This is a genomic window from Amycolatopsis sp. NPDC098790 (genome assembly GCF_044759945.1).
Taxonomy (GTDB): domain Bacteria; phylum Actinomycetota; class Actinomycetes; order Mycobacteriales; family Pseudonocardiaceae; genus Amycolatopsis.
Genome location: NZ_JBIWAI010000001.1, coordinates 179,173 through 197,814 on the forward strand (window position 1 = coordinate 179,173; position 18,642 = coordinate 197,814).

The window sequence follows — 18,642 nt, forward strand, 5'->3', positions numbered from 1 at the left end:
GGAGTCATCCGAAGGGACTAAAGATCATGGCCTCGGCCAAGCTGACCCCGCTCGGCATCGCCGTGCTGGAGCTGCTCCACGAGAAGCCCATGCACCCGTACGAAATGGCCCAGCTCATGCGCGAGCGGTACGTCGACACGCGGGTCAACGTGAAGGCGGGCTCGCTCTACCACACCGTGGAGCGCCTGCAGCGCAACGGCTTCATCGAAGTCGTCGACACGCAGCGCGACGGCAGGCGGCCCGAACGGACCGTCTACGGCATGACCCAGGCCGGCCTGGACGAGTTCAACCAGCGCGGCCGCGAACTGCTCGGGGACCTCACGAAGGAGTACCCCGCCTACCTGTCCGGGCTCGCCGTCATCGACGAGCTGGGCCCGGAAGCGTCGCTGCTCGAGCTCGAACACCGCGTCACGCGGCTGCGCGCCGGCGTGGCCGCCGACCAGGCCGTGCTCGACCACCTCGGCGGCGACGGGACGCCGCGCATCTACTGGCTGGACTGGCAGTACCAGTGCGACCAGCGGAAGTTCGAGCTGGAGTGGACCGAGCGGCTGCTCGACGACCTGCGCTCCGGGCGGATCCCGTTCCAGGACCACCACAAGCAACGCCACCTGAGCCTCATCACCAAGGAAACCGACGATGAACGCAAGACAAGCTAACCCCTGGGCCGCGCTCGGCGCGCTGTGCCTCGGCTTCTTCATGATCCTGCTCGACACGACCATCGTGTCGATCGCGATCCCGACCATGCTGCGCGAGCTGAACGCCGGGCTGAACTCCGTCGTCTGGGTGATCAGCGTCTACCTGCTCACCTACGCCGTGCCGATGCTGTTCACCAGCCGGCTCGGCGACCGCTTCGGCCCGAAGCGGGTGTTCCTCGCCGGGCTGGTCGTGTTCACCGGCGCGTCGCTGTGGTGCGGCCTGTCCGGCAACGTCGAAATGCTGATCGCCGCGCGCGCGGTGCAGGGCCTCGGCGCCGCGCTGATGACGCCGCAGACGCTGGCGTTCATCACGCACCTGTTCCCGCCGGCCAAGCGCGGCCCGGCGATGGGCATGTGGGGCGGCGTCGCCGGCCTGGCGACCATCACCGGCCCGCTGCTCGGCGGCGTGCTCGTCGACCACTTCGGCTGGGAGTGGATCTTCTACGTCAACGTCCCGATCGGCGTGATCGCCATCGCCATGACGCTGGTCCTGGTGCCGGACTGGCAGCCGAAGCACTCGCACTCGTTCGACCTGATCGGCATCCTGCTCTCCAGCCTGGCGCTGCTGTTCATCGTGTTCGGCGTGCAGAACGGCCAGCAGTACGACTGGGGCACCGTCTGGGGCGGGATCACGGTGTTCGAGATCATCGGCGCCGGCGTGCTGCTGCTGATCGCGTTCCTGGTGTGGCAGAAGTACAACAAGCGCGAACCGCTGCTGCCGCTGCAGGTCTTCTCGAACCGCAACTTCTCGGCCGGGACGCTCACGGCGACGACGGTCGGCTTCGCGATGACCGGCATGTTCCTGCCGCTGGTCATCTACATCCAGTCGGTGCTCGGCCTGACGCCGACGATGGCCGGCCTGCTGACCGCGCCGATGTCGCTGCTGTCGGGGCTCGTGGCGCCGTTCGTCGGGAACCTTTCCGACAAGGTGAACGGCAAGTACCTGGTGATGTTCGGCCTGGCGGCGCTGGCCGGCGGGCTCGGCGTCATCGCGCTGCAGGCGTCGCCGGACAGCAGCCCGTGGAGCTTCATCCCGGCGCTCCTGCTCTGCGGCCTGGGGATCGGCTGCATCTTCTCGCCGATGAGCAACATGACGATGGGCTCGGTGGAACCCCGGCTGGCCGGGACGGCGTCCGGGATCTTCAACACCTCGCGCCAGGTCGGCGGCGTGCTCGGGTCCGCGGCGATCGGCGTGCTGCTGCAGGCGCGGGTCAGCTCGTCCATCGCGGACGAAGCGGCAAAGGCGGCGACGCAGCTGCCGGAGCAGTACCGGGCGCCGTTCGCGGAAGGAATCGCGAAGGCGGCGGCGAGCACCGGTGAGTTCGGGTCGGCCGGCGGGCCGGCGCCGATGCCGGGGCTGCCGGCCGAGGTCGCGGCGCAGGCGGGCAAGCTGGCCTCGGAGGCGGTCCACAGTGGACTGACCGACGCGGCCCGCGTGACGATGCTGCTGCCGATGGTCGTGCTGCTGCTCGGGGTGCTTTCGGCGGCCATGCTGCGGAAGGTGAAGCCGCGCTGGGAAACCCCGGCGCCGGCCACCGAGGCCGCCGCGGCGTGAAACCGGGCGAGCCTCCGGTGGTCGGGTACCGGAGGCTCGCACGGACCGCGGGAGCGGTGGCTCTAGTGCCGTCGATAAGACAGGCCGTACCCGTACGGGAACAGCGCCCGCTGCCCGTCACCGACGTTGATCGGTTCCTGCGACGAACTCTTCGGCCAGGTGAAGCTGAGCTTCCCGGTCGGGTTGTAGTCGCCGTACAGGACGTCCGCGACGCCGGCGCCCTCCGAACCCGGCAGCCAAGCGGCCACCAAGCCGTCGATCGAAGGCAGCTGCGCCGAAATGTCCAGCGGCCGCCCGGACACCGTCACCACGACCAGCGGCACGCCCGAGGCCTTCAGCTTGCCGATGAGGGCGACGTCTTCGGCGTCGAGGCCGAGTCCACCCGGCCGGTCTCCCTGCCCTTCGGCGTACGGCGTTTCGCCCACCACGGCGACTGCGACCTGGAAACTGGCGTCGATTCCATCACCCGAACGGTCATAGGTCACCTCCGTGCCCTTCCCGGCACCGCTCTTGATGCCGTCGAGGATCGTCGTGCCGGGGATCACGCGCTCGCCGCTCTGGCCCTGCCAGGTGAGCGTCCAGCCGCCCGCCTGGTTGCCCAGGTCGTTCGCGTTCTTCCCGGCCACGAAGATCTTGTTGTTCTTCTTCGCCAGCGGCAGGACGCCGGAGTTCTTCAGCAGCACCTGCGACTCGCGCACCGCCTGCCGCGCCACCGCGCGATGCGCCGCGCTGCCGAAGTCCTTCTGCAGCGAGCGATCCGTGTACGGGTGCTCGAACAGCCCCAGCTGGAACTTCTTCGTGAGGATCCGCCGGTTGGCGTCGTCGATGCGCGACAGCGGGACGTGTCCATTTTGGACTTCCGCACGCAGGGTGTCGATGAACTTCTGGTAGTCGTACGGGACCATCACCATGTCGATGCCGGCGTTGACGGCCTGGCTGACCTCGGCCGCGGTGAACCCCGGCTGGCCGTCGATCTGGTTGATGCCGTCCCAGTCCGAGATCACGTACCCGGAGAAGCGCAGCTCGCCCTTCAGCAGGTCGGTGATGAGGAACTTGTTGCCGTGGTCCTTGACGCCGTTCCAGCTGTTGAAGCTGATCATCACCGAGCCGACGCCGTGGTCGACCGCGGCCCGGAACGGCGGGAGGTGGATGCGCCGCAGCTCGTCCAGGCCGATCTGCGTGTTGCCCTGGTCGACGCCGCCGGTCGTGCCGCCGTCGCCGATGAAGTGCTTGGCCGTGGCCATGATCGAGTCGCGGTCCGCCAGTGAGCGGCCTTGCAGTCCTTCGATGACAACGGAATTCGCGACGGCGTTGCGCGGGATCTCGCCGAAGGACTCGTACGTGCGGCCCCAGCGGTCGTCGCGCGCGACGCACAGGCACGGCGCGAAACCCCACTTCACGCCGGTGGCGGCGGCTTCGGACGCGGTGACCGCGCCGATCTTCTCGACCAGCCGCGGGTCGTTCGCCGCGCCGAGGCCGATGTTGTGCGGGAAGACCGTCGCGCCGTAGACGTTGTTGTGGCCGTGCACGGTGTCGGCGCCGTAGACGATCGGGATGCCGAGGCCGGTCGACGTCGCCGCCCGCTGGTACGCGTCGATCATGTCGGCCCAGCCGGCCGGGGTGTTCGGCGTCGGCGTCGACCCGCCGCCGGAGAGGACGGAGCCGAGGCGGGCGGTCGCGGACTGGGCGGGCGTGGCGGCCTGGCGCTCGGCCTCGGTCATCTGCCCGACCTTGTCGTCGAGCGTCATCCGCGACAGCAGGTCCTGGACGCGCGCGGACACCGGGGCGTGCGGGTTCTTGTAGAGCGGCGGCGCGGCGGCCGAGGCGACGGGCGCGGTGCCGGACAGGAGGAGAGCGGCGAAGACGGTGGCGCGCAGCGATCTCTTGGTGCGGAGGAGCGGCATTGTTCCCTCCGAAAACGATCAATCGACCCATATGTTGCGAGCCACAACAAACTAACTCCGTTGCGAAGTGACGCCGGTCACAATTCGGTCACGACGGGCACCCGGGTACGTTCGCGCTGTGCCCGTTCAAGCTGTGCAGTTCGTCCTCGCCTCCCAGTCCCCCGCCCGCCTCGCCCTCCTGCGTTCCGCGGGCCTCGACCCGGCCGTGTTCGTCTCCGGCGTCGACGAGGACGCCGTCGCGGCTTCGCTGACCGACCCGTCGCCGTCGGAGCTGGTCGCCGCCCTCGCCGCGGCCAAGGCCGAAGCGGTCGTCGACAAGGTCGCCGCGATCCACCCGGACGCCGTCGTCGTCGCCTGCGACTCGATGCTCAACATCGGCGGGCGGATGGTCGGCAAACCGGCCGATCCGGACACCGCGCGGGAGCGCTGGGCCGGGATGGCGGGGAAAACCGGTGAACTCCTCACCGGGCACGCGGTCGTCCGGCTCGACGGCGGGACGCGCGCGAAGGAGACCAGCGGCTGGGAAGCGACCACCGTCCGGTTCGGGACGCCCAGCCCGGCGGAGATCGACGCCTACATCGCCACCGGCGAGCCGCTGCACGTGGCGGGCGGGTTCACGATCGACGGCCTGGGCGGCTGGTTCGTCGACGGGCTCGACGGCGGCCACACGAGCGTCATCGGCATCAGCCTGCCGCTGACGCGCCGGCTGCTCGCCGAGGTCGGCGTGAGTGTCGTGGATCTCTGGCGTCGTTCCGCATCCTGAGAAAGGCGCCACACGAACGGGTCATCCGGAAGAGTCCCGCCTTGCCTAACGTTCTCTTGACGAGGCAAGACAGGAAATTTTCGAGCACCGGAGTAGCCCCGTGTCTTTCGTACGGACATACACCAAGCCGCGGGTGTTCGCGGCCGCAGTCCTCGGCTCCCTCGTCGTCGGCGCCCTGCTGGGTGTCGTCGCGCGGCAGACCGGGGCCGGCTGGCTGACCGATCTCCTCGACCAGATCGGCACCATCTTCACCACGCTGCTGCAGATCGCGGTGATCCCGCTGGTCTTCACGGCGATCGTGGTCGGCATCAACAGCCTGCGGAAGCTCGGCGGCGGCCGCACCGCCGCCCGGCTCGGCGGCAAGACCGTGCTGTGGTTCGCGATCACGTCGTTCATCGCGTCGCTGATCGGCATCGCGGTCGGCAAGATCTTCAACCCCGGCTCCGGCGGGCTCGGCGGCGTCACGGCGACCGCCAAGAACGCCGACAAGGCCGCGGCCAGCGTCGACCACTGGGGCTCCTGGGACGCCTTCGTCAACGGGCTGCTGCCGGAGAACTTCCTGAAGGCGTTCACCGACGGGGAGACGCTGCAGGTGCTGTTCCTCGCGCTGGTCATCGGCGCGGCCGCGTACAGCCTGGGTGACAAGGCGAAGCCGTTCGTGGACTTCACGACGAGCGTCTTCGAGATCATCCAGCGCTACCTCGGCTGGATCGTCCGGCTGGCCCCGATCGGCATCATCGGCCTGATCGGCGCGGCGGTGTCGAACTACGGCGACGCGCTGTTCCGCCCGCTGTTCTCGACGACGCTCGCGGTGTACGTCGGCTGCCTGCTCGTGCTGTTCGTCGTCTACCCGATCCTGCTGCAGTTCGTGGCGAAGGTCAGCCCGCTGAAGTTCTTCTCCAAGGCCGGCACGGCGATCCAGTTCGCGTTCGCTTCGCAGTCTTCGGCCGCGACGCTGCCGCTGACCCGCCAGTCCGCGGTGAACCTCGGCGTCCAGCCCGCGTACGCGGCGTTCGCGACCCCGCTCGGCAGCGCGACGAAGATGGACGGCTGCGCGGCGGTCTTCCCGGCGATCGCGGCGATCTTCGTCGCGAACATCGCCGGGGTGTCGCTGAACTTCTGGCAGTACGTCGGCATCGTGGTGGTCGCCGTGGTCGGCGCACTGGCGACGGCCGGGACCACCGGCTGGCTGACGGCGTTCACGCTGACGACGTCGTTCATCGGCCTCGACGCCAAGCAGGTGGCCCTCGGCCTGGCGCTGATCTACTCGGTCAACCCGATCATGGACATGATGCGCACGGCGACGAACGTGGCCGGCCAGGTCGCAGTGCCAGTGATCGTGGCGCGCGGCGAAGGCCTCCTCGACGACGAGGTCCTCAACGCCCCCACCGACCGCCCGCAGACAACGGACGACGGCACTTCAGCACGCCACACCGAGCCCGCCCCGGCCTGAGCGCCACTTTCGGTACGAAAGTGTTCTGGAGGTCAGTCCTCCGGAACACTTTCGTACCGAAAGCTCCGAGTTCGCTCAGGCGGGGCAGGTGCGGAGGTCGGCGCGCGTGAGGCGGATGTCCGGCCAGCCGCGCAGGTCCGACGGCGAGGTGTAGCGGCGCGTGCAGCCGAGCGACTTGCCCGTCACGTCGTACACCTGGCCCAGCACCGGGGCCGCGTCGCACTTGGCCGTGCCCGAGTCCGCGCCGCGGCAGTCGTGGCGGACCACGATCACGTCGGGCCGCCCGTCGGCCGTGACGTCGTAGAGGGACAACGTTCCCGCGTCCGCGAAGTACGGCTTGCCCGGCGCGCGCCACACCCCCGCGCTCGCCACGAGCAGCTCGCCGTACGCCGCTTTGCCTTCCTCGCCGACGTCGCCGCGGACCAGGCACGTCGGTGCCGCGCCGTCGATGCAGCGCAGCGAGTTCTGGTCCAGCCGCACGCCCAGCTGGGCGATCGACAGCTCGAACACCGTCCCCGGCTCGGCCCCGACGCGCACCCGCGCCGAGCCGCCCGCCGCGTCGGAGAGCAGCACGACCGGCGTCCCGCCGACCGTCACGGCCGCGAGCTGGCGGCACGGGCCGCCGCCGCACGTCACCACGGCGGTCACCGGGGCGGCCGCCGCGGGCTCGGCCGCGCCGGACGGCACCTCGGGCCGCGGCCGCAGCAGGAACACCGCGCCGATCGCGCCGAGCGTCACCACCGCCGCCAGCACCGCGGTGAGCAACGCCGACCGAGGCGTCCGCGCTGCCGAAGTCCGCATGAGACAGAGCGTAAGCCGCTTCGCGACTGTGTGTGGGCGGCGCCCCGGCGGGGTGTGGCCGAAATCCCCCGGCCGGGCACCCCGCCAGGTCAACCCGGCTTGACAGAGCGTGTCCGTCTATGTTGTCCGGGTGACCAACCCGAACCTTCCCCCTGCCCTGTACCTCCCGACCGGCCCGGCCAGCGCCGAGACCGAAGGCGCCTCGATCGAGCTGCGCCGCACGCCCGACGGCCGCACCGCCCTGGTCGCCTTCACCGCGCTGGACCGGCTGGTCGACTGCTGCGGCGAGCACCAGCCGTGGGTGCTGGTGAACACCGAGCACCTGCCGAAGGTGCACGCGGCGAACCCGTACGACGTCATCGTGCTGGACTCGCCGCTGCCCCAGGAGCTGCGCCACCACGTCTGAGCGTGGTTCAGCTCTCACTCAAGGGACTCCCGACGCCATATCCGTAGACTTCCCCGTACCGCGAAAGCGGTCAGCAATGCAGCTGTCGGGACGCAGGAGGTGCGGGGTGGCCGAGCAGGTCGGCGAATCCACCGGTGGTCCGGTGACCAAGATCCTGGTCGCCAACCGGGGCGAGATCGCGGTACGCGTGATCAGAGCCGCCAAGGACGCTGGACTGGCCAGCGTGGCGGTGTACGCCGATCCGGACCGCGACGCACCGCACGTGCGCCTGGCCGACGAGGCGTTCGCGCTCGGCGGCACGACGGCCGCCGAGAGCTACCTGAACTTCGACAAGCTCCTCGACGCCGCCAAGCGCGCGGGCGCCGACTCGGTGCACCCGGGCTACGGCTTCCTCTCCGAAAACGCGGACTTCGCCCAGGCCGTCCTCGACGCCGGGCTGACCTGGATCGGGCCGAGCCCGCAGGCCATCCGCGACCTCGGCGACAAGGTCACCGCCCGCCACATCGCGACGCGCGCGGGCGCGCCGCTGGTGCCGGGCACGAAGGAGCCGGTCAAGGACGCGTCCGAGATCGTCGCGTTCGCCGACGAGCACGGCCTGCCGGTGGCCATCAAGGCCGCGTTCGGCGGCGGTGGCCGCGGCCTCAAGGTCGCGCGCACCCGCGAAGAGATCCCCGAGCTGTTCGAGTCGGCGACGCGCGAGGCCGTCGCCGCGTTCGGCCGCGGCGAGTGCTTCGTCGAGCGCTACCTGGACAAGCCGCGCCACGTCGAGGCCCAGGTCCTGGCGGACATGCACGGCACCGCGATCGTCGTCGGCACCCGCGACTGCTCGCTGCAGCGCCGCCACCAGAAGCTCGTCGAAGAGGCGCCCGCGCCGTTCCTGAGCGACGAGCAGCGCAAGCGCATCCACGAGTCCGCGAAGGCGATCTGCAAGGAAGCCGGGTACTACGGCGCCGGCACGGTCGAGTACCTCGTCGCGACCGACGGCACGATCTCCTTCCTCGAGGTCAACACGCGGCTGCAGGTCGAGCACCCGGTTTCCGAGGAAACCACCGGTCTGGACCTCGTGCGCGAGATGTTCCGCATCGCGCGTGGCGAGAAGCTGCGGATCACCGAGGACCCCGAGCCGCGCGGCCACTCGATCGAGTTCCGCATCAACGGCGAGGACGCCGGCCGCGGCTTCCTGCCCGCGCCGGGCACGGTGACGAAGTTCGTCGCGCCGAGCGGTCCCGGCGTGCGCGTCGACTCCGGCGTCGAGTCCGGCAGCGTCATCGGCGGCCAGTTCGACTCGATGCTGGCGAAGCTGATCGTCACCGGCTCCGACCGGAACAACGCCCTGGAGCGCAGCCGCCGGGCGCTGGCCGAGATGGTCGTCGAGGGCATGGCGACGGTGCTGCCGTTCGACCGCGTGATCGTCGACGACCCCGCGTTCATCGGCGACGAGAACGGCTTCAGCGTGCACACGCGCTGGATCGAGACGGAGTTCGACAACAAGATCGAGCCGTTCGTGGCGCCGGACGTCGAGACGCCCGACGAGGAACCGCGGCAGAACGTCGTCGTCGAGGTCGGCGGGCGCCGGCTCGAGGTGTCGCTGCCGGGCGGGTTCGCGCTCGAAGGCGGCGGTGGCGGGGGCGGCACCGCCGTGAAGGCGAAGCCGCGCAAGCGGGCCGGCGGCGGGAAGGCCGCGGTGAGCGGCGACGCCGTCACCGCGCCGATGCAGGGCACCATCGTCAAGGTGGCCGTCGAAGAGGGCCAGAGCGTCGAAGCCGGCGAGCTGATCGTCGTGCTCGAGGCGATGAAGATGGAAAACCCGGTCACCGCGCACAAAGCGGGCACCGTCACCGGTCTTTCGGTCGAAGTGGGCGCCGCCGTGACGCAGGGCACGCAGCTTCTCGAGATCAAGTAGGACAGTTCGTTACAGATGTCGTGGTGGGCCGCCCCCGAGGCGGCCTACCATCGACTACGTGACCGAAGTCCCGTCTCCGCAGCTGCGGATCAGCGACCAGAACCGCGAGTCCGCGCTGTCCGCGCTCGGTGAGCACATGAGCGCGGGGCGGATCGACATCGACGAGTACGGCGAGCGCTCGGCGCGGATCACCGCGGCGAAGACGCGCGGCGAGCTCGTCGACATCTTCGCGGACCTCCCCGCGCCACACCCCCGGTACGAAGACGCGCCCCAGGCCATCGCGGCGCCCGAACCGGCGGCCGCGCCCGTGCCCGCGTCGCCGAAGACCCCCGACAACTGGTCGCCGCCGCAGCGGTTCCTCGCCGCGATCGTGCCGCTGGCGTTCATCGCCGCGATCGCGCTGATCGCCACGGGCACGCTGGGCTGGCCGATCATCTTCGTCCCGATCGGGCTGACCGTGTTCGGCAAGTCGATGTGGGGCCACGACTGGAACCACGACCAGCACCACCGCGACCGCCACGAACGGCACCTGCGCGACCGGGAGCGCCGGCGCGAGCTGCGCGACTCGTTCCGCGACCACCGGCGTGGCCTGGACCGCTGAGCCCGCCGTGAGCGACATTCGGTTGAGCGACGCCGAACGCCAGGACGCCCTGGACGTCCTCGAAGAGCACGTCCGCAGCGGGCGCCTCGACATCGACGAGTACGGGACCCGGTCCGCGAAGGTCACCGCGGCCAAGCGGGTCAGCGAGCTCGTCCCGCTGTTCGACGACCTGCCGTCGCCGCGGCCGAGCGCCCTGCTCAACGGGGCCGCCGCGCCCCAGGTGCCGGTGATGTCCGGCGACAGCCCGCTGGTCACCTTCCTGCAGCGCGGCGCGGTCCCGATCGCGATCGTCCTGGCGATCGTCGTGCTCATCCTGTCCCGCGGCCGCCTGCTGATCATCTCCATCGCGCTGCCGCTGGTGATCGCGATGCTCGCCGGAGCCCGCAGACGGCGCTGAGCCTGCGAGAATCGGCCCGTGATGGGCGTGGTTCCGGGCGCGCTGGACGCCCGAGGCGAACGGCTGGCGGGCCCGATCTTCACCGGGGTCGGCCTGGCCGCGCTCGCCGCGTGCGTGCTCTGGGGGCCCGGCGTCCGGGGCGCCACGCTGGTCGTCGTCGTGGTGACGGCGGTGTGGGTGCCGTTGCTGATCCCGCTGTTCCGGCACCGGCGGACGCACCCGTGGCTCGCCGCGGGCTACTACGCCGGCGTGCTCGCGGCGGCGACGCTGCTGGTGGCGCGCGAAGACACGTTCATGGGCTTCGCGTCCTTCGGCTATCCGCTCGCCTTCGTGCTCTTCCCGGCGCGGTGGGGGTTCTTCGCGGTGGCCGCGACGGCGACGCTGCCGCTGCTGGCCGCCAACTCGGACTCACCCAGCCCGACCTGGGTGCTCGTGCTGTCGATGGCCGGGCCGCTGCTGTACGCGGCGTGGTTCGTCGGCGTGGAGAGCGAGCAACGGCGGAAGGCGAACGTCCGGCTGGAAGCCGCGTTGGCCGAAAACGCGAGCCTGCACGCGCAGCTGGTGGCGCGGGCACGGGAAGCGGGCGTGCTCGACGAGCGGCAGCGGCTGGCCCGCGAAATCCACGACACGCTCGCCCAGGGCCTGACCGGGATCGTCACGCAGCTGCAGGCCGCCGACGGCGACGGCCCGGACCGTGACCGGCGGCTGGCGAAGGTGCGCGAGCTGGCCCGCGACAGCCTCGGCGAAGCGCGTCGCGCGGTCCAGGCACTGCGGCCGGAGCCCTTGGACGCGGCCCAGCTGCCGGAAGCGCTTTCCGAGCTGGCCGGCCGGGTGTCTTCAACGTCCGGCATCGCGGTCCGCGTCGAGACGACCGGCGAGACCCGGCCCCTGCTGCCCGAGCTGGAGGTGACGCTCTACCGCGTCGCCCAGGAGGCGCTGGCGAACGCGGAGAAGCACGCCCGGGCGTCCCGGATCGGGATCACCCTGTCCTATTCGGACGATCTGGTCCTGCTCGACGTCGTCGACGACGGCGTGGGTTTCCGCACGGGCGACCGCGGCGACGGCACCGGCTTCGGACTGGAGTCCATGCGCCGGCGCGTCCAGCGGGTGGCGGGCACGCTGACGGTCGAGAGCACGCCGGGCGACGGCACCGCCGTGAGCGCGCAGGTGCCCGCTCTCTGAGATTGCTCCGTTTGCCCGGCAACCGGTTCCCCTCCTCGGACGTGGAAGGCACGCAGGTCGGGGGAAAGGGGACGAAATGAAGCAGATGTGGATGCGGGCGGGGGTGCTCGCCACCGTGGCGATCGCCGTTACCGCACTGGGGGTTCCGGCGCAGGCGCAGGCCGGGAGGTTGTCGTGGAAACCGACGGTCCTGCCGTTGCCGGACGGCCCGAACTCGCTGGGGTACCTGACGGGCTCGAACGGCCACGGCGAGTACACCGGTTCGTTCCAGGTCGCCGGCAAGTTCCAGGTCGTGAGCTGGCGCGGCGGCAAGCCGGTGGTGCGCGGAGTTCCGGAGGGCTACGAGTGGGCGATGGCCGAGGACGAGAACAGCGCCGGAACGATCGTCGGCACGGCGATCGACTACGACACGAGCGTCACGCGGTCGTTCGTGCTCGACGCGACCGGCTTCCACCTGCGTGACACGCCGGCCGGCTACAAGGACACCCAGAGCAGGGCCGTCAACTCCCGCGGCGACGTGCTCGGCTCGGTCTTCCACTCCGACCCCGCCCAGGACGCCACCATCGTGTGGCCGGCGGACGGCAGTGCGCCGGTGATCATCCCGAAGGTCCACGAGTACCAGTACCCGATGGACATCGACGAGGACGGCACCGTCCTGTTCTCCGGGCCCGACCAGCCCCTGCTGTGGAAGGACGGCACCTACCGGTCGCTCGTCGCCCCGGGTTTCGAGTACGCCTCGGGGTACGGGATCCGCGACGGCGTGGTGGTCGGCTCGGCCTCGGACGGGACGGTCGCGGGCTCGCGGGCCGTCCGCTGGGATCCGGCGGGTGCGATGACCTTCCTGCCCGGCGGCGACGCTGCCTACGCGCTCAACCGGGCCGGCCTGTCCACCGGTACGGCCCCGGTCCCGGGCTCGTTCCGCGGCAAGCCGATCGCGTGGCGCGGCAGCACGCCGGGCGGCGACCTGAAGCGGCCGGGGACGTACGCCAACTTCCAAGCCCGCCTCGTCAGCGACGACGGGACGTTCGCCGGCACCGCGTCCGACCGCCCGCTGGACGAGGGCGGACTGCCGGTCGTCTGGCGCCTGACGCCCTGATCGGGGCCTTGATCACCAGGCCGGGGGCGACGCGCTCCCGGCCTGGCTAGGCTGGGCGGAGTGGAACCGGTGGAGATCAACGCGGGCACGTACTACCTGCGCCAGCTGCGCGCCGACCGGCACCTCGACGACCGCCCGCTGCTGATGGAGGCGTTCGCCGACCCGACGCACCGCAAGTACGTGCTGAACTACCGCTTGCGCACGCTCGACGAGGCCACCGAGTACGTCGCGCTGCGCGCGGCCCAGTGGGCGGGCGACGAGCGCTGTTCGTGGGCGATCGCGGAGCCGACGTCCGGCCGGCTGCTGGGCGAGGTGGGGTTGCGCGAGCTGGACTTGTCCTCGGCGTACGCGGAGGCGACGATCTGGGTGCACCCGACCGAGCGCGGCAAGGGCATCGCGACGACGGCGTTGAGCGCGGCGCTGCGGTTCGGGTTCGGCGGGCTGGGGTTGACCGAGGTGACGTACCGGTACGAGGAGAGCAACGCCGCCTCGGCGATCGTGGCGGAACGCTGCGGGTTCACGCTGGTGGGCCCGGAGGCCGAGCGGGCGCCGACCGGTGAGCGGCTGATCCGCTGGCACCGGACGGCCTGAAACAGCCCCCGCCGCTCCCAGGGGGGGCGTCCCCTTGGCCAGTCTATCGGCGCCCCCGGACAAAACCCGCGCCGAAGGCGGTCCGCCGCCTTGGTTGTCCACAACTGGCGGAGGCTGGGGACAACCTCTCAGCTCACCGGCTCCACGATGCCCGCCCGGGCCTCCGGAGCCGCCGACCTCAACGCGTCCGCCGCTTCGTCGCTCGGCTGGCTCTGCGACTCCCGCTCCGCCTCCACCCGCGCGTTGTAGACCTCGATCTCGCGCTTCACCGTTTCGGGTGACCAGCCCAGAACTTCACCCACCAGGGTGGCCACCTGCTCGGCGCAGTCCACGCCTCGGTGGGCGTACTCGATCGAAATGCGCGTGCGGCGGGCCAGCACGTCCTCCAGGTGCAGCGCGCCCTCGTGCGAAGCCGCGTACACCACCTCGACGCCCAGGTAGTCCGGGGCGTGCTCGATCGGCTTCAGCAGCTCGGGGCGGCCGCTCGCCGTTGCCAGGACCTCGTTGACCAGGGAGCCGTAGCGGTCCAGCAGGTGGCGGACCCGGTACGGGTGCAGGCCGTGCTCGGCGGCCAGGTGGTCGGCCTGGTTGACCAGCGCGTGGTAGCCGTCCGCGCCCAGCAGGGGGACCTTGTCCGTGATCGACGGTTGCGACCGGCCCGGCAGGTCGACCGCCGCCGCGTCGACCGCGTCCGCCGCCATCACCCGGTACGTCGTGTACTTGCCGCCCGCGATCGCGACCAGGCCGGGCGCCACCCGCGCCACCGCGTGCTCGCGCGAAAGCTTCGACGTCTCTTCGCTCTCCCCCGCCAGCAACGGACGAAGGCCCGCGTACACGCCTTCGATGTCGTCGTGCGTCAGCGGCGTCGCCAGGACGCTGTTGACGTGCTCCAGCAGGTAGTCGATGTCGTGCTTCGTCGCCGCCGGGTGGGCCAGGTCGAGGTTCCAGTCCGTGTCCGTGGTTCCCACGATCCAGTGATTCCGCCACGGGATGACGAACAGCACCGACTTCTCCGTGCGCAGGATCATCCCCGACTCCGAGACGATCCGGTCGCGCGGCACGACGATGTGCACGCCCTTGCTCGCCCGCACCCGGAACCGCCCGCGGCCGCCGGACAGGCGCTGCAGCTCGTCGGTCCAGACGCCGGTGCAGTTGATCACCGCGGCCGCCGAGATCTCCGTCTCGCGGCCGTCCTCGACGTCGCGCACGCGCACGCCGGACACCCGGTCGGCCTCGCGCAGGAAGCCGACGACCTGGGTGGACGTCCGCACGACCGCGCCGTAGTGCGCCGCCGTCCGCGCGACCGTCATCGTGTGGCGGGCGTCGTCGGACTGGGCGTCGTAGTAGCGGATCCCGCCGATCAGCGCCGACCGCTTGAGCGCGGGCACCATCCGCAGCGCGCCCGCGCGGGTCAGGTGCTTCTGGCCCGGGACGCTGCGGGCGCCGCCCATCGTGTCGTACATCAGCAGGCCGGCCGCGGTGTACGGCCGTTCCCAGACGCGGCGCGTCAGCGGGTAGAGGAAGCTGACCGGCTTGACGAGGTGCGGCGCGATGGTCGTCAACATCAGCTCGCGCTCGCGAAGCGCTTCCCGGACCAGGCCGAACTCGAGCTGTTCCAGGTAGCGCAGGCCGCCGTGGAACAGCTTGCTCGACCGGCTCGACGTCCCCGAAGCGAGATCTCGGGCTTCAACGAGCGCGACCCGCAGCCCGCGCGTCGCGGCGTCGAGCGCCGTGCCCGCGCCGACCACGCCGCCGCCGATGACGACGAGGTCGAACGTCTCGTTGCCGAGCCGTTGCCAGGTCTCGTCCCGTTTGGCCGGGCCCAGTCGAGCCGGGTTCGTCTCCGCTGCGTGCTGCGCCACGTGACATTCCTCCTCGTGCCGGCGAGGGTTCCAGCATCGCACGACCTGGTGATCCTCCGCCCGTTCGCGGATGACACGTGTGGCGTAACCCGCTTCGTTCGCAAAAAGATTCGGCTACCCGGTGCCTGGAATGATCTTCGGCGCACCGGTAACGTCCCCCGGACGTGGGTCGGCAACGGTGCCGTGGCACGCCGTGATCGACCCTGCGCAGAGTGTCCAGTGTGGAGGTGCAGCGGTGAGTGCTGGGGCAACAATCGTCTGGGAACTACTGGGAACGGCCGCGCTGATCCTGCTCGGCAACGGTGTGGTCGCGAACCACGTGCTCCGCAAGAACAACGGGCACCAAGCCGGCTTCCTGTTCATCAACTTCGGCTGGGCGTTCGCCGTCTTCACCGGCGCCAGCATCGCCGCGCCGAGCGGGGCCCACCTGAACCCGGCCGTGACGCTGGGGCTCGCGATCGCGGACAAGACGCCGTGGAAGGACGTGCCCTTCTACTTCATCGGGCAGTTCGCCGGCGCGATCATCGGCGCCGTGCTCTGCTGGGCCGCCTACAAGCTGCAGTTCGACGACCACCCCGAGCCCGAGAACACGCTCGGCATCTTCTCCACCGCACCGCAGATCCCCAACACCGTCTGGAACCTCGTCACCGAGGTCATCGGCACTTTCGTGCTGGTGGCCTGGATCCTGCTCAGCCCGGTCTTCGCGGCCGGCGACGGCGGCACCCCGAACTTCGGCAACTCCGCACTCGGCTACGCGGGCGTGTCGTTCGTCGTGCTCGTGATCGGTACCTCGCTCGGCGGGCCGACGGGCTACGCCATCAACCCGGCGCGCGACCTGGGTCCGCGCATCGCGTACGCGTTCCTGCTCCCGATCCGGAACAAGGCGAACGCCAACTGGGGTTACTCGTGGATCCCGGTCGTCGGCCCGCTCGCCGGTGGTGCGCTCGCCGCGTTGCTCTACCTCCTCGTGCACAACCTGACCTGATCGCCGTCCGAGAAGAACTCCTGGAGCACACATGACTTCGTACGTAGCCGCGATCGACCAGGGCACCACCTCGACCCGGTGCATGATCTTCAACCACGAAGGCCGCGTGGTCTCGGTCGACCAGCGCGAGCACGAGCAGATCTTCCCGAAGGCGGGCTGGGTCGAGCACAACGCCGAGGAGATCTGGGAGAACACGCGCCGGGTCGCCGCGGGCGCGCTGGCCAAGGCGGACCTGACCGCCAAGGACATCGCCGCCGTCGGCATCACCAACCAGCGCGAGACGGCGCTCGTCTGGGACAAGACGACCGGCAAGCCGGTGTACAACGCGATCGTCTGGCAGGACACCCGCACCGACAAGATCGTCACCGAGCTCGGCAACCTCGGCGGTGGCCAGGAGCGCTACCGCGACAAGGTCGGGCTCCCGCTCGCGACGTACTTCTCGGGGCCGAAGGTCAAGTGGATCCTCGACAACGTCGACGGCGCGCGCGAGAAGGCCGAAGCCGGTGACCTGATCTTCGGCAATATGGACACGTGGGTGCTGTGGAACATGACGGGCGGCGTCGACGGCGGCGTGCACGTCACCGACCCGACCAACGCGTCGCGCACGATGCTGATGGACCTCGACACCCTGCAGTGGGACGAGGGCATCGCCGGTGAGATGGGCATCCCGCTGTCGATGCTGCCGGAGATCCGGTCGTCGTCCGAGGAGTACGGCAAGGTCCGCGAGAAGGGCGCGCTGGCCGGCGTACCGATCGCGGGCATCCTGGGCGACCAGCAGGCCGCGACGTTCGGCCAGGCCTGCCTTTCGCCCGGCGAGGCCAAGAACACCTACGGCACCGGCAACTTCATGCTGCTCAACACCGGTACCGAGAAGGTGATGTCGCAGAACGGGCTCCTGACGACGGTCTGCTACAAGATCGGCTCGAACGACACGGTGTACGCGCTGGAAGGCTCCATCGCGGTGACCGGGTCGCTGGTGCAGTGGCTGCGCGACAACCTGGGCATGATCACGACGGCGGCCGAGATCGAGGAGCACGCGCGCAGCGTCGAGGACAACGGCGGCGCGTACTTCGTCCCGGCGTTCTCGGGTCTGTTCGCTCCTTACTGGCGTTCTGACGCACGCGGCGCGATCGTCGGGCTCACGCGGTTCGTCAACAAGGGACACCTGGCGAGGGCGGTCCTGGAGGCGACGGCGTTCCAGTCGCGCGAGGTGATCGACGCGATGAACGCCGACTCGGGTGTCCCGCTGAAGTCGCTGAAGGTGGACGGCGGCATGGTGGTCAACGAGCTGCTGATGCAGTTCCAGGCCGACATCCTCGGCGTGCCGGTGATCCGCCCGGTGGTGAACGAGACGACGGCACTGGGCGCGGCGTACGCGGCCGGGCTGGCGGTCGGGTTCTGGGAGTCCGAGGACGACATCCGGAACAACTGGGCGCAGGACAAGCAGTGGGACCCGGCGATGGACGACTCCCGCCGCGAGCGCGAGTACCGCAACTGGAAGAAGGCGGTGACGAAGACCTTCGACTGGGTCGCGGACGAGGACTGACGGCAAGGCGGGTCGGGGGCGCGAGTGCGCGCCCCCGGCCCGGCCGGCCTCAGTCCTCCCAGCCCTCCGGCTTCCCGGACCGCTCGTTCGGCGCGATGACCAAGAACGCCACCCCCTGGTCGTCCAGCACCCGCACCTGCCGCCCGTAAGGCGAATCGAACGGCTGGTCCAGCACTCGCCCACCCAGCTCGGTCACCCGAGCCGCACTCGCGTCGGCGTCCGCCACCGAGAAGTACGTCGACCAGTTCGACGGCACCTCCGCCGGTACCGACTCCGGCAGCGCACCGAGACCCCCGACCGGGCGGCCGTCGATCAGCAGCACCGCGTACGTGAACTCCTCGTTCGACAGATCTTCGAACCCGAACCCGAACACCTGCTCGTAGAACGCCTTCGCCGCCGGGTAGTCGCGGCTCATGCACTCGTTCCACGCCGGCGTGCCCGGGGCCGCCGTCACCTGCGTGCCCAGGTGGTGGCCCGGCTCCCACAGGCCGAACACCGCGCCCGCCGGGTCGGCCGCCACCGCCATCCGGCCTTCCTTCAGGACCTCCATCATCGGCATCACGATCCGGCCGCCCGCTTCGGTGATCGACGCGACCGTCTTGTCCACGTCGGACACCGACAGGTACGTCGTCCACACCGGAGGCACGTTCTGTCCCGGCGGGATCTGGCCGATGCCGGCGACCGGCCGGCCACTCAGCTCGGCCATGCCGTAGAAGCCGGTCTCATCACCGCCCGTCCGCACGTCCCAGCCGAACAGGCCGCTGTAGAACGCCACCGCTTTCGCCTGGTCGGGCACCATCAGGTCCACCCAGCTGGGCGTGCCGTCAGGCCACCGCTCGTCCCGGAACAACATTTCGCACTCCCAACCCTCGTCGGCGCCGCCTCGGGTGACGGCCGACACA

17 protein-coding genes are annotated in these 18,642 nt (G+C 70.5%); 13 read left to right on the forward strand and 4 right to left on the reverse strand.

Annotated features, from left to right (window positions below):
- The first annotated feature begins 26 nt into the window (after nt 1-26).
- Both ACIQWX_RS00950 and ACIQWX_RS00955 read left to right on the forward strand, forming a co-directional pair.
- Nucleotides 27-656: a PadR family transcriptional regulator gene (locus ACIQWX_RS00950; protein ID WP_400863841.1), complete on the forward strand. Its 630-nt coding sequence runs from the start codon at nt 27-29 to the stop codon at nt 654-656.
- Nucleotides 637-2,250 (forward strand): DHA2 family efflux MFS transporter permease subunit, encoded by a 1,614-nt coding sequence (locus ACIQWX_RS00955; RefSeq protein ID WP_400863844.1) that lies wholly within the window; start codon nt 637-639, stop codon nt 2,248-2,250. The genes ACIQWX_RS00950 and ACIQWX_RS00955 overlap by 20 nt, the downstream gene beginning before the upstream one ends.
- A 62-nt stretch (nt 2,251-2,312) precedes the next feature.
- On the opposite strand, the gene ACIQWX_RS00960 is transcribed toward ACIQWX_RS00955, so the two are convergent.
- Entirely contained in the window at nt 2,313-4,154 is a 1,842-nt protein-coding gene (locus ACIQWX_RS00960) for a glycoside hydrolase family 3 protein (RefSeq protein WP_400863846.1), read from the reverse strand.
- A 133-nt stretch (nt 4,155-4,287) separates the two neighbouring features.
- Between ACIQWX_RS00960 and ACIQWX_RS00965 the strand changes: the two genes are divergently transcribed.
- Together ACIQWX_RS00965 and ACIQWX_RS00970 are read left to right on the forward strand one after the other, a co-directional pair.
- Nucleotides 4,288-4,917: a Maf family protein gene (locus ACIQWX_RS00965; RefSeq protein ID WP_400869334.1), complete on the forward strand. Its 630-nt coding sequence runs from the start codon at nt 4,288-4,290 to the stop codon at nt 4,915-4,917.
- Nucleotides 4,918-5,017: 100 nt separating this feature from the next.
- A complete protein-coding gene (locus ACIQWX_RS00970; protein WP_400863848.1) occupies nt 5,018-6,370 on the forward strand; it encodes a dicarboxylate/amino acid:cation symporter in 1,353 nt (450 codons plus the stop codon).
- Between the two features lie 75 nt (nt 6,371-6,445).
- On the opposite strand, the gene ACIQWX_RS00975 is transcribed toward ACIQWX_RS00970, so the two are convergent.
- Nucleotides 6,446-7,171, reverse strand: coding sequence for a hypothetical protein (locus tag ACIQWX_RS00975; protein WP_400863851.1), 726 nt, complete (start codon nt 7,169-7,171; stop codon nt 6,446-6,448).
- Between the two features lie 130 nt (nt 7,172-7,301).
- Between ACIQWX_RS00975 and ACIQWX_RS00980 the strand changes: the two genes are divergently transcribed.
- The 7 genes from ACIQWX_RS00980 to ACIQWX_RS01010 all read left to right on the forward strand — a co-directional run bounded on the left by ACIQWX_RS00980 (nt 7,302) and on the right by ACIQWX_RS01010 (nt 13,347).
- Nucleotides 7,302-7,577: an SAV_915 family protein gene (locus ACIQWX_RS00980; RefSeq protein WP_400863854.1), complete on the forward strand. Its 276-nt coding sequence runs from the start codon at nt 7,302-7,304 to the stop codon at nt 7,575-7,577.
- 106 nt (nt 7,578-7,683) lie between these two features.
- Entirely contained in the window at nt 7,684-9,480 is a 1,797-nt protein-coding gene (locus ACIQWX_RS00985) for an acetyl/propionyl/methylcrotonyl-CoA carboxylase subunit alpha (RefSeq protein ID WP_400863856.1), read from the forward strand.
- Nucleotides 9,481-9,538: 58 nt separating this feature from the next.
- Complete coding sequence (locus ACIQWX_RS00990) at nt 9,539-10,081, forward strand: DUF1707 domain-containing protein (RefSeq protein WP_400863858.1); 543 nt, start codon at nt 9,539-9,541, stop codon at nt 10,079-10,081.
- Nucleotides 10,082-10,088: 7 nt separating this feature from the next.
- A complete protein-coding gene (locus ACIQWX_RS00995) occupies nt 10,089-10,478 on the forward strand; it encodes a DUF1707 domain-containing protein (protein ID WP_400863861.1) in 390 nt (129 codons plus the stop codon).
- Between the two features lie 21 nt (nt 10,479-10,499).
- Nucleotides 10,500-11,660, forward strand: coding sequence for a sensor histidine kinase (locus ACIQWX_RS01000; protein ID WP_400869336.1), 1,161 nt, complete (start codon nt 10,500-10,502; stop codon nt 11,658-11,660).
- A gap of 76 nt (nt 11,661-11,736) precedes the next feature.
- Complete coding sequence (locus ACIQWX_RS01005) at nt 11,737-12,756, forward strand: hypothetical protein (protein WP_400863864.1); 1,020 nt, start codon at nt 11,737-11,739, stop codon at nt 12,754-12,756.
- A 60-nt stretch (nt 12,757-12,816) separates the two neighbouring features.
- Nucleotides 12,817-13,347: a GNAT family N-acetyltransferase gene (locus ACIQWX_RS01010; RefSeq protein ID WP_400863867.1), complete on the forward strand. Its 531-nt coding sequence runs from the start codon at nt 12,817-12,819 to the stop codon at nt 13,345-13,347.
- A 128-nt stretch (nt 13,348-13,475) separates the two neighbouring features.
- Here ACIQWX_RS01010 and ACIQWX_RS01015 read toward each other — a convergent pair whose 3' ends face one another.
- Nucleotides 13,476-15,209: a glycerol-3-phosphate dehydrogenase/oxidase gene (locus tag ACIQWX_RS01015; protein WP_400863870.1), complete on the reverse strand. Its 1,734-nt coding sequence runs from the start codon at nt 15,207-15,209 to the stop codon at nt 13,476-13,478.
- Nucleotides 15,210-15,444: 235 nt separating this feature from the next.
- Between ACIQWX_RS01015 and ACIQWX_RS01020 the strand changes: the two genes are divergently transcribed.
- Together ACIQWX_RS01020 and glpK are read left to right on the forward strand one after the other, a co-directional pair.
- A complete protein-coding gene (locus tag ACIQWX_RS01020) occupies nt 15,445-16,194 on the forward strand; it encodes an MIP/aquaporin family protein (protein WP_400863873.1) in 750 nt (249 codons plus the stop codon).
- 31 nt (nt 16,195-16,225) lie between these two features.
- Nucleotides 16,226-17,740: a glycerol kinase GlpK gene (gene glpK / locus ACIQWX_RS01025; protein WP_400863875.1), complete on the forward strand. Its 1,515-nt coding sequence runs from the start codon at nt 16,226-16,228 to the stop codon at nt 17,738-17,740.
- A 49-nt stretch (nt 17,741-17,789) separates the two neighbouring features.
- On the opposite strand, the gene ACIQWX_RS01030 is transcribed toward glpK, so the two are convergent.
- The gene (locus ACIQWX_RS01030) at nt 17,790-18,593 is read right to left on the reverse strand and encodes a VOC family protein (protein WP_400863877.1); all 804 of its coding nucleotides are present in this window, start codon (nt 18,591-18,593) and stop codon (nt 17,790-17,792) included.
- Nucleotides 18,594-18,642 lie beyond the last annotated feature (49 nt).

Bases quoted from the DNA above. Each gene is read 5' to 3' on its own strand.
- ACIQWX_RS00950 (WP_400863841.1), top strand. From the start codon at position 27: ATGGCCTCGGCCAAGCTGACCCCGCTCGGCATCGCCGTGCTGGAGCTG.
- ACIQWX_RS00955 (WP_400863844.1), top strand. From the start codon at position 637: ATGAACGCAAGACAAGCTAACCCCTGGGCCGCGCTCGGCGCGCTGTGC.
- ACIQWX_RS00960 (WP_400863846.1), bottom strand. From the start codon at position 4,154: ATGCCGCTCCTCCGCACCAAGAGATCGCTGCGCGCCACCGTCTTCGCC.
- ACIQWX_RS00975 (WP_400863851.1), bottom strand. From the start codon at position 7,171: ATGCGGACTTCGGCAGCGCGGACGCCTCGGTCGGCGTTGCTCACCGCG.
- ACIQWX_RS01000 (WP_400869336.1), top strand. From the start codon at position 10,500: ATGGGCGTGGTTCCGGGCGCGCTGGACGCCCGAGGCGAACGGCTGGCG.
- ACIQWX_RS01005 (WP_400863864.1), top strand. From the start codon at position 11,737: ATGAAGCAGATGTGGATGCGGGCGGGGGTGCTCGCCACCGTGGCGATC.
- glpK (WP_400863875.1), top strand. From the start codon at position 16,226: ATGACTTCGTACGTAGCCGCGATCGACCAGGGCACCACCTCGACCCGG.
- ACIQWX_RS01030 (WP_400863877.1), bottom strand. From the start codon at position 18,593: ATGTTGTTCCGGGACGAGCGGTGGCCTGACGGCACGCCCAGCTGGGTG.